9 protein-coding genes are annotated in these 9515 nt (G+C 38.0%); 5 read left to right on the forward strand and 4 right to left on the reverse strand.

The window, feature by feature from the left end; genetic code table 11:
- The first annotated feature begins 166 nt into the window (after positions 1-166).
- Genes JCM12304_RS16950 through tatC form a run of 4 tightly spaced genes read left to right on the forward strand, consistent with a single transcriptional unit; the run spans position 167 to position 3775 of the window.
- Positions 167-916: a gluconate 2-dehydrogenase subunit 3 family protein gene (locus JCM12304_RS16950; RefSeq protein ID WP_060681744.1), complete on the forward strand. Its 750-nt coding sequence runs from the start codon at positions 167-169 to the stop codon at positions 914-916.
- A 17-nt stretch (positions 917-933) separates the two neighbouring features.
- Positions 934-2646, forward strand: coding sequence for a GMC family oxidoreductase (locus JCM12304_RS16955; RefSeq protein WP_060681745.1), 1713 nt, complete (start codon positions 934-936; stop codon positions 2644-2646).
- 28 nt (positions 2647-2674) lie between these two features.
- Positions 2675-2869 (forward strand): twin-arginine translocase TatA/TatE family subunit, encoded by a 195-nt coding sequence (gene tatA, locus JCM12304_RS16960; RefSeq protein ID WP_019376428.1) that lies wholly within the window; start codon positions 2675-2677, stop codon positions 2867-2869.
- Between the two features lie 6 nt (positions 2870-2875).
- Complete coding sequence (gene tatC / locus JCM12304_RS16965; RefSeq protein ID WP_019376429.1) at positions 2876-3775, forward strand: twin-arginine translocase subunit TatC; 900 nt, start codon at positions 2876-2878, stop codon at positions 3773-3775.
- A gap of 175 nt (positions 3776-3950) precedes the next feature.
- Here the strand turns inward: tatC and JCM12304_RS16970 are convergent, their stop codons facing one another.
- The 4 genes from JCM12304_RS16970 to JCM12304_RS16980 form a co-directional block, all read right to left on the reverse strand.
- Positions 3951-4700: a gamma-glutamyl-gamma-aminobutyrate hydrolase family protein gene (locus JCM12304_RS16970; protein WP_060681746.1), complete on the reverse strand. Its 750-nt coding sequence runs from the start codon at positions 4698-4700 to the stop codon at positions 3951-3953.
- Between the two features lie 131 nt (positions 4701-4831).
- The gene (locus tag JCM12304_RS20205) at positions 4832-5701 is read right to left on the reverse strand and encodes an amidohydrolase (RefSeq protein ID WP_256200860.1); all 870 of its coding nucleotides are present in this window, start codon (positions 5699-5701) and stop codon (positions 4832-4834) included.
- The gene (locus JCM12304_RS20210) at positions 5698-6486 is read right to left on the reverse strand and encodes an amidohydrolase (RefSeq protein ID WP_256200861.1); all 789 of its coding nucleotides are present in this window, start codon (positions 6484-6486) and stop codon (positions 5698-5700) included. The genes JCM12304_RS20205 and JCM12304_RS20210 overlap by 4 nt, the downstream gene beginning before the upstream one ends.
- A 178-nt stretch (positions 6487-6664) precedes the next feature.
- Positions 6665-7429, reverse strand: coding sequence for a glucose 1-dehydrogenase (locus JCM12304_RS16980; protein WP_060681747.1), 765 nt, complete (start codon positions 7427-7429; stop codon positions 6665-6667).
- 423 nt (positions 7430-7852) lie between these two features.
- Here JCM12304_RS16980 and JCM12304_RS16985 point away from each other — a divergent pair, with 423 nt between their 5' ends.
- The gene (locus JCM12304_RS16985) at positions 7853-9367 is read left to right on the forward strand and encodes an APC family permease (protein WP_060681748.1); all 1515 of its coding nucleotides are present in this window, start codon (positions 7853-7855) and stop codon (positions 9365-9367) included.
- The last annotated feature ends 148 nt before the right edge of the window (positions 9368-9515 follow it).

Consider the following 9515-nt stretch of genomic DNA (forward strand, 5'->3'; position numbering starts at 1 on the left):
TGGTATAAAAAAGGTATATTTAGGAAATCTTAATTTATAAAGGTTTCTCATTATTTAGGAACCTATGTGATGAATTTCTGCTGTTACTGGTATCAAGCCTCAGACCCCTTTGCAGTCTAAGGCGCTTGTATTTATATTTGGAGACTAATTGAATGGAGGCATATAAATGGCAAATGAAAAGAAAGGTGTATCAAGAAGAGACTTCTTGAAGACGACTGGAATTGCTACTGGTTCTATTGTGGGAGGCGGCCTAATTGGTGGTCTCATTGGTTATAACGTAAATAACAATGGAGGCACAGCACTAGAAGAAAAAACAGGAAACACCTCAAAAAACGATATAAGCACTCGAGGAAGAATGTTCTTCTCTAATGATAAAGATTTTAAAATCTTATCACAGGCTACGGAAAGAATTTTCCCAGAGGATGATCTTGGTCCTGGGGCCATCGGTTTAGGTGTCCCCTACTTCATTGATAATCGGCTGTACGGCAATTACGGGAATAACTCGAGAGAATATATGCAAGGCCCCTTTTTTGCTGGAGAAGCCACCCAAGGTTATCAAAGCAAGCTGACGAGAGCAGAAATATTCACTCAAGGGATACAAAAAATGGAGAGTGAAGCGGAGAGCAGATTTGACACTAGCTTTATTGAGCTCGATGGAGAACAAATGGATGAGATTTTAACAGATTTCCAAAAAGATAAGATAAAAATGACTGGTGTTTCTTCTGAATTCTTTTTTAAATTATTACGCCAGGCGACCTTGGAAGGTGCCTATGCTGACCCAATATACAATGGAAATAATAATATGGACGGATGGCGAATGAAAGGATTTCCCGGTCATCAGGCTGCATACATTAACGACATTGAAAAAGAAAAATTCATGAAGATAGAGCCAAAGTCTATAAATACGATGCATTAAGTGTGGAGGTTGGAAAATTGGTAAAAACATTGGAAAAAGTAGATGTAGTTACAGTAGGAGTAGGATGGACGGGTGGCATTATTGGAGCCGAATGTGCTAAGGCTGGATTAAAGGTACGTGGACTTGAACGTGGTAATAAGCGTGGCACGGCAGATTACTTAAGAGTCCATGATGAATTTAAATATGCTATACGGTATGAGCTCATGCAAGACCTTTCTAAAGAAACAGTGACTTTTAGAAATAACCGCAAGATGCGAGCATTGCCGATGAGGCAGATGGGTTCTTTTCTACTTGGGGAAGGTCTTGGTGGAGCAGGGACGCATTGGAACGGAATGACCTATCGTTTTCTCCCCTACGACTTGGAAATTAAGTCACAGACGGAGAAGAAATATGGAAAAAACAAACTCTCAAAAGAATATACCCTCCAGGATTGGGGGATTACGTATGGTGAGCTGGAGCCTTATTTTGATAAATTTGAGAAAACAATTGGTTTATCTGGGGATAATGAAAATCCATTTATGGGAGAGAGATCGTCGGATTATCCAACACCCCCGATGAAAAAGACACCAATTTTGAAGAAATTCGAAACTGCTACCAAGAAGCTTGGCTATCATCCTTATATGGTACCTTCAGCGAATTTATCGGAGTCCTATGAAAATCCAGACGGTGAAAGAATAGCAGCTTGTCAGTATTGTGGTTTTTGTGAACGCTTTGGCTGTGAGTACGGAGCTAAGTCTTCCCCAGAGATTACTGTAGTTCCTACAGCTATGAAAACTGGCAATTATGATGTTCGTTTTCACTCTAACGTCACAGAAGTACTTAAAGAAGGCAATAAGGTTACTGGTGTGAAATTCATTGACAGACAAACTGGAGAAGAATTCATTCAACCCGCTGAAGTTGTGGTCCTAACAAGCTATGTGTTGAACAACGCAAAATTACTAATGGTTTCCGATATTGGGGAACAATATAACCCCGAAACTGGTCGAGGAACCCTAGGGAAAAATTATGCATACCAAATCGGACCTGGGTCTTCCGGCTTTTTTGATGAGCAAATGAACGTATTTATGGGAGCAGGCGCATTAGGAATGACGATAGATGATTTTAATGGAGATAATTTCGATCATCAAGATTTAGATTTCATCCATGGGGCAAGTATTTCTTTAGCTCAAACAGGTTCACGTCCTATTTTGACAAACCCTGTTCCACCTGATGTTCCTGTATGGGGCTCTGAATTTAAGAAAGCTTCCATCGAAAACTACTCCCGTACCCTAAGTGTTTTTGGGCAAGGTGCATCCATGCCTCATAAGGAGAATTTTATGTCTCTCGATCCTGATTATAAAGATGCATACGGTTTACCTTTACTACAAATTACTTACAACTTCACAGAACAAGACAGAAATCTCCATAAATATATTACGGATAAAACGGAAAGCATAATGAAGGAGATGGGTGCAAAAACAGTGGTACCAGGTGCACCTTTGACAGATTATGATATTGTTCCTTACCAATCAACCCATAATACTGGTGGTACGATTATGGGCACAGATCCCAAAGAAAGTGTAGTGAATAATTATCTTCAACACTGGGATGCAGACAATTTATTTGTTGTTGGAGCAGGGAATTTCCCGCACAATAGTGGATATAACCCTACAGGAACGGTTGGAGCTTTATCTTACCGATGTGCGGAAGGGATTATAAAATACAGTAAAAATGGTGGATCATTGGCATAGTTTTAACTAAAGGAAGGATGAATGCACTATGGGAGGAATCGCAAGTATTGGTATTCCAGGTCTGATTATTATTCTGGTAATAATACTAATTATATTTGGTCCGCGTAAGTTACCGGAAATTGGATCAGCAGTAGGACAAACGCTTTCTGAATTCAAAAAATCTACTAGAGAAATGATGAATGAAGAAGATAAAACAACGAGCCCAACCAATAATAAGGAATAAGAGGAAATGAGTGATCTTATGGATCCGTATGAACATCATAATCGGAAAATTTTAAGTCCATTAGATAAAAAGAAAGCAACAAATATAGATGTAGAACAGCAGTCAGAGCCTTCTAATAGAGAGAAGGCTTCTTCTGCTGCTCCAGAAAACGATACAAATAGAAGTTCCAACCATCAAACAACAGAGACAGTTGAACAAACAGCTCATCCGACCGTGGTAGATCATTTAACTGATTTACGGAAGCAAATAATAAAAAGTTTAGTTGTATTCTCCAGTATATTTATTGGTGTGTTTTCTACTATAAACTTTTGGTTTCCATATGTAACAAAGGGCCATTCTTTAATTATTCTTGGTCCTCTGGAAGTTGTGAAGTTTTACATGTCAATATCTTTCGTTCTTGCCTTGGGAATTTCCTTGCCTTTTCTTTGTCATTATATATGGCAATTCGTAAAACCAGGCCTAAATGAACAGGAAAATAAATTTATGAATGTATATTCTCCTGTTATGTTTTTACTATTTATTTTTGGCATTGCTTTTGGGTATTTTGTGCTTCATCCACTCAGTTATGGCTTCTTAATTTCTATGGGAGCAAAAAACTTTGAAGTAATGGTATCCGCCCAGGAATACATGCGTTTTTTAATGATGACAACGATGCCTGTCGGATTGTTATTTGAACTGCCCATTGTGGCAATGTTCTTATCTGCTGTTGGCATACTAACAGCACATTCTATGAAGAGAGTAAGAAAGTGGTCTTATATTATACTTGCTGTTCTATCTGCGCTTATTACACCCCCGGATTTTATCAGTCAATTACTAATTCTCATTCCAATGGCTATTTTATATGAAATCAGTATTTATATGGTTACGTTTATGGAAAAGCGGACAACAGCTGTTCCCCACTCTTAAAATTTAATAGAAAGTGATACAACTGCATTTTTATTATGATTATAACAAAATGCGGTTAAGGGATAAAGAATGAAAAATAGTAGAATATAGATTACCTGCCTCGTCCAATTTAACTAATTTAGTAAGTTAAAGGAAGTAAACGCCTAAGTGCTCTAACAGCGCTTAGGCGTTTAACTTACTTAACGACTTTCAGATTGGAAGCAACTCTTTCAACAAAGTCATTAAATAATTTCCTCATATTATCATGTTTTGTAGTCATCATTTCCGGGTGCCATTGGACTGCAAAAACAGAACGGTCTCCCTTCTTTTCCATTCCTTCGATGACACCATCATCTGCTCTCGCAGTAACTGTAAAATCTGGTGCAACATCTTTGACGACCTGATGATGGAACGAGTTAGTGAGTACTTTTTCACCAAACAGTTCATGTAAATAAGAACCTTCTTCCATATGAACTGTATGACTTTCTACCCACGGGCTTGATTCTTGCTCATGCTTTATTGTAGGTTCAGAAATGTATTCAATATCTTGATATAACGATCCGCCATATGCAATATTCAAGATATGCATTCCCCGGCAAATCGCAAACACTGGCTTCCCAGCATCTATGGTTGCTCGCACAAGTTCAATTTCAAATTCGTCTCTTTCGGGAAGAATAGCACCCTGATTTTGTAACGGTTCTTCATCATAGGATAGTGGGTTAACATCTACTCCTCCAGAAAGTACCAGCCCATCTATTTGGTCTACTTGATTAGAAATTACTTGTTTATTCGTCGTTACGGGAATAATAAATGGAACCCCACCCTCATTTTCTACCGAAGTAACATAGTCTTCATTAACAAAAGAGAGGCGATATCCCGGAAATCTGCCATTTGCATCTTTGTAAACACTGCCTGATATTCCAATTATCGGTTTATTCTTAATCATACCAGTACCTCCTACGGTTTAAATAGCTCTTGTGAGACTACTTCTCCCTTTTTCCCGCTCTATTATGGGACTAAACACGTAAAAGAGATTGCAGATTATGTTATTCTCGACCAACCAACTTAACCTTTATGTTAATCTATTTCCTGCTTATACACTTGGTTTCCACCAATCCATGTTTCCTCAACACTTATATCTTTTATTTTTATTGGATCGATAACAGTTGGATCTTTATCAAGTAGAACAAAATCAGCACGTTTTCCTACCTCAATGCTGCCAGAATTATCTTCATCAAAATTTAGTCTGGCTCCATAAAGCGTCATTGATTTTAAGGCCGTAATGACATCAATCCGCTGTTCTGGCCCAAGAATATTTCCTTCCGTTGTGCATCTATTTACTGCTGCCCAAATAGAAAATAATGGAGATATAGGGGTAACAGGGCAGTCAGAATGTAAGGTAAAAAGCAGATTATGCTCTACTGCTTCGGCTAATGGGTTCATTCTGCTAGCACGATCAGGTCCAAGAAATATTTTTGCATGTCGTTCACCCCAATAGTAGACATGGTTAATAAAAAACGAACCTGCTACACCTAATTCTTCCATTCGCTTGATATCTTTTGTCATGGCTGTTTGTACATGTTCAATGCGATGTTTATGTTCTTTTCGGGGCGCTTCTTTTATTGCATGTGCATAGGCATCTAAAATGGATTCAATAGCACGATCTCCATTTCCGTGAACAGCGATTCGAAAGCCCCGCTCATGTAAATTAAGAACCTCTTTATTAAAAGCGTCCTGTTTTTGAAAAATTTTCCCTTTTTCTTTTGATCCACTGTAATAGGGTTCTCTTAATGCAGCAGTAAAGGCCTGAATGGAGCCGTCCTGGAACAATTTCGCACTATCCAGTCGTACATTTTCATTTGATTTGTCAATAAGCTCTTTGTCTAGCTCTTCCGCAGTATAATCTTCAAATCGCATACCTTTTTGTAGTAGGTTATGCATAATCATAAGACGTGAACGCATTGGATTAATCCTTGCCTGGCAGCCTCTGTATGTACCTGAATTTCTTTCTCAGGATCACCAAGCATACCTACAGCAGCATCCGTATTAGTAGTAATTCCCTGAGCAAGATAATGCTTTGCAGCACGCCCAAGCTGAGCTATCATTTGTTCTTTTGAAGCTACGGGTAGAACGTTCATCACAGGTTGCATTGCTGCACTTTCAAATAGTACTCCATTAAGCTTTCCATTTTCATCTCTCCCATAATATCCAGCATCCGGATCCTCTACATTATCCTCCAGACCCGCTAAGGATAACGCTTTGGAATTCACAACAGCTAAGTGACCGGATATATGAGCAATGGCAACCGGGTGATTCGGAGCAAAACGGTCCAATTCTTCTCTGGTTAAATGCCTTTTTTCTTCAAGCATTGTATCATCATAACCAAACCCCTGGACCCACTCCCCTTCTTTTGTTAAGTCAACTTTAGCTTTAATAGCTTGCAGTATGTCTTCTATTTTTCTATTTAATGGAGAACTGCAATTTACAAAATCCAGCAATTGAGCATATGCCAAAATATGATTATGTGTATCCATAAATCCTGGAATTACTGTTTTACCTCCCAGATCAATAACTTCTGGCTCGGATTGTAAATCCATTGCAGCAACATCGGGATTTTTTTCCTTATAGATTTGTATGATCTTATTTCCGGAAACAGCAATACTACCAGCTATATTATTATTTTCATCCAATGTTAATATGTTTGCGTTAATAAATACTTTTTCTGGTTCCAATTAATACCCTCCAATAATTTTTTTGTTTACTGTTTTACTTACTATAGAAAATCAGCTCACTTATTTCATTCGCAATTTATTCCAATTTAAAGGCGGTCATATGTAAAAAAATCCCAATAAAAACTACCCCAATTATTCGATTGCGACCAATAATTGGGGTAGTTTAATGTTTATTTAATTAGTATGCTGACCAGCCACTATCTGCTGCAATCGTTACACCATTTACGTAGGATGATTCATCAGAACCTAGAAATAAAGCAATATTAGCAATTTCCTCTGGAGTACCTGGACGATTCATTAGATTCGTACCTGCCATAGCACGTTCCATGCCAAAGTTATCTATCCTATCCTTCATGGAATCAGTAATATTTGTTGGAACTTGAGCAGGACCAATGGCATTACAACGAATATTTAAGTGACCATATTGAGAAGCTACATTTTTAGTCATACCAACGACAGCATGCTTGGATGCAGTATAAGCTAGTCCACCTCTTCCGCCTGTTATACCAGTAATTGAAGCCATATTTACAATCGTACCAGCTTCTTTTTCAACAAAATGTTCTAATACTTTACGCATTGCTTTCATTACACCAGTAGTATTAATAGCAAATACTTTATCCCATACTTCATCTGTTATATTTCCAGCAGCCAGCATATTATCCATAATCCCTGCGTTATTCACAAGGATATCAATGGTACCAAACGTTTCTTTAGCTGTATCAGCCATATTAGTGATATCTTCACTTACAGTAACATTGGTTTTTACTGCAATCGCTTCTCCACCATTATTTTTAATTTCCTCAGCAGTTTGCTCAGCACCTTCCAAATTCATATCGGCAATTACAACTTTAGCTCCCTCTTTGGCATACAAGGTTGCAATTGCTTTTCCCAAGCCTGCACCGCCGCCTGTTATAATTGCTACTTTATTTTTTAATCTAGCCATTCTTATACCCTCCATTACTTAATATTTAAGTGGTACTATCTCCTCTAGTATACACCCTCCGTTTTTCATTTTCGCATGAGAGGGTTTGAGTGATTTGAATTTAATTAAACTATATTAATTGAGTAAAAGCTGTGAAGCACCTCTATAATTTCAAAACAAAGACTAGTGATACTCTGCTTTTGTTATATCGATTTCTATAAATCTGATAATACCCCACGAGGATTTGTCGTAAGTTAAAGCATATTCAATTTCAACCTTTCTACTAAGTTATTACATTTGTATATAAAACTCATTACCAATCTAAATAATTAAATTTTCTGAATACCATTGTTACTATAAGGCTTTAATGGTTTAATTATATATAGATTAACAAAGTAACTTTTGATAGCGCTTTCAATAAATTGTAAAGGAGATTGCTAATTTATGGCAAAACGCGAACAGTTGGAACGAACATTAAAACCTCAATGGGTTTGGGCAATTGCTTTTGGCTCTGCAGTCGGATGGGGAGCATTTGTATTACCGGTTGATTGGATGTCAATGGCAGGCCCTTTAGGGGTGATACTTGGTTTTATGATTGGTGCAATATTAATGATTATTATTGGTGTCAGCTACGGATTTCTTGTTGAAAAGTTGCCTGTTTCCGGTGGTGAGTTTGCTTATGCATATTATGGTTTAGGTAGATATCATGCATTTCTATGTGGTTGGTTTTTAACTTTAGGTTATATGTCGATCGTTGCATTGAATGCTTCTGCATTAGCACTTTTAGGTAAATTTGTATTACCTTCCATTGTTGAGCAGGGGTTTATGTATAACATTGCAGGCTGGGAGGTTTATGCAGGTGAGGTCATTGTTGCCTGTCTGGCATTAATCGTATTTGCTTTTTTAAATATTCGCGGAGCGAGTTTGTCCGGCTTATCTCAATATATTTTCTGCTTAATTCTAATTGTAGGTGTTATGTTATTAACGATAGGGATGGTATTTCATCCTTCTAGTTCCTTCTCTAATATGCAGCCATTGTTCAAGCCGGGGATTGGAGCAGTATCCTCTATTATAGCTATTGTTGCAATCGCGCCGTGGGCTTATATTGGGTTTGATAACATACCACAAGCAGCGGAGGAATTTAACTTTTCGCCTAAAAAATCATTCAAATTAATTGTTATTGCTCTTATCTGTGCCGGACTTACTTACTCTATGACTGTAATGGCGACAGGCGTAGGACAACCTTGGACTGCTGCCATGGAAGAAGGCTCTGTATGGGGTACTGGTACCATCGTACAAAATGCATTTGGCACTGGGGGATTGGTCTTACTTTCTTTCGCATTATTAATGGGAGTTTTTACAGGGTTAAACGGCTTCTATATGACAACGAGCCGTTTACTCTTCGCAATGGGGAGAGCTAAAGTATTGCCTAATATCTTCAGTAAATTACATCCTAAGCACAATACACCACATATAGGTATACTTTTCACACTTGCATTAACCATAATGGCACCGTTTTTTGGACGTGAAGCTCTCTTATGGGTGGTAGATATGTCTGCATTAGGCGTTACAATTGCCTACTTTTATGCATGCTTTGTCGCTTATAAACTTTTCAAATGGAATGACAAAAAAGTACCAAATGAGCGTCCATTTATGATTGTCGCTCCTGGAAGAAAGTTTCTGTCTTTATTAGGAACGATTTGTAGTGCAGCATTCTTCCTGCTTCTGGTTGTACCAGGTTCTCCTGGGTTTCTTAGCCTCCCTTCATGGATAGCGCTTTTTGTATGGATCGGGCTTGGAGGTATATTCTTCTTAGTAAGATTCAAAAGCTACCGAGCAGTACCTAAAGCAGAAATGGATCACCTGGTATTGGGAGATTACGTGGATGAGGACCCTGAAAAAGACTCATCTCCTTTAAAAGATCTAGCAGCAATATCCTCAGTTGAAGACATTAAATAATCGAACAAGGTTATAAAAGAAGAGTTATCTCATGGATAACTCTTCTTTTTATTTGCTCCTAACAATACATAGTAGGAGGAAATTGCGACGTAACTTTATTGATGAAAAGCTTAGTGAAATATTTGAGGAGAAGTGCCCCATTGATTTC

Origin of the sequence: Virgibacillus halodenitrificans JCM 12304 (assembly GCF_001310895.1) — a bacterium.
Taxonomy (GTDB): Bacteria; Bacillota; Bacilli; order Bacillales; family Amphibacillaceae; genus Virgibacillus_Q; species Virgibacillus_Q halodenitrificans.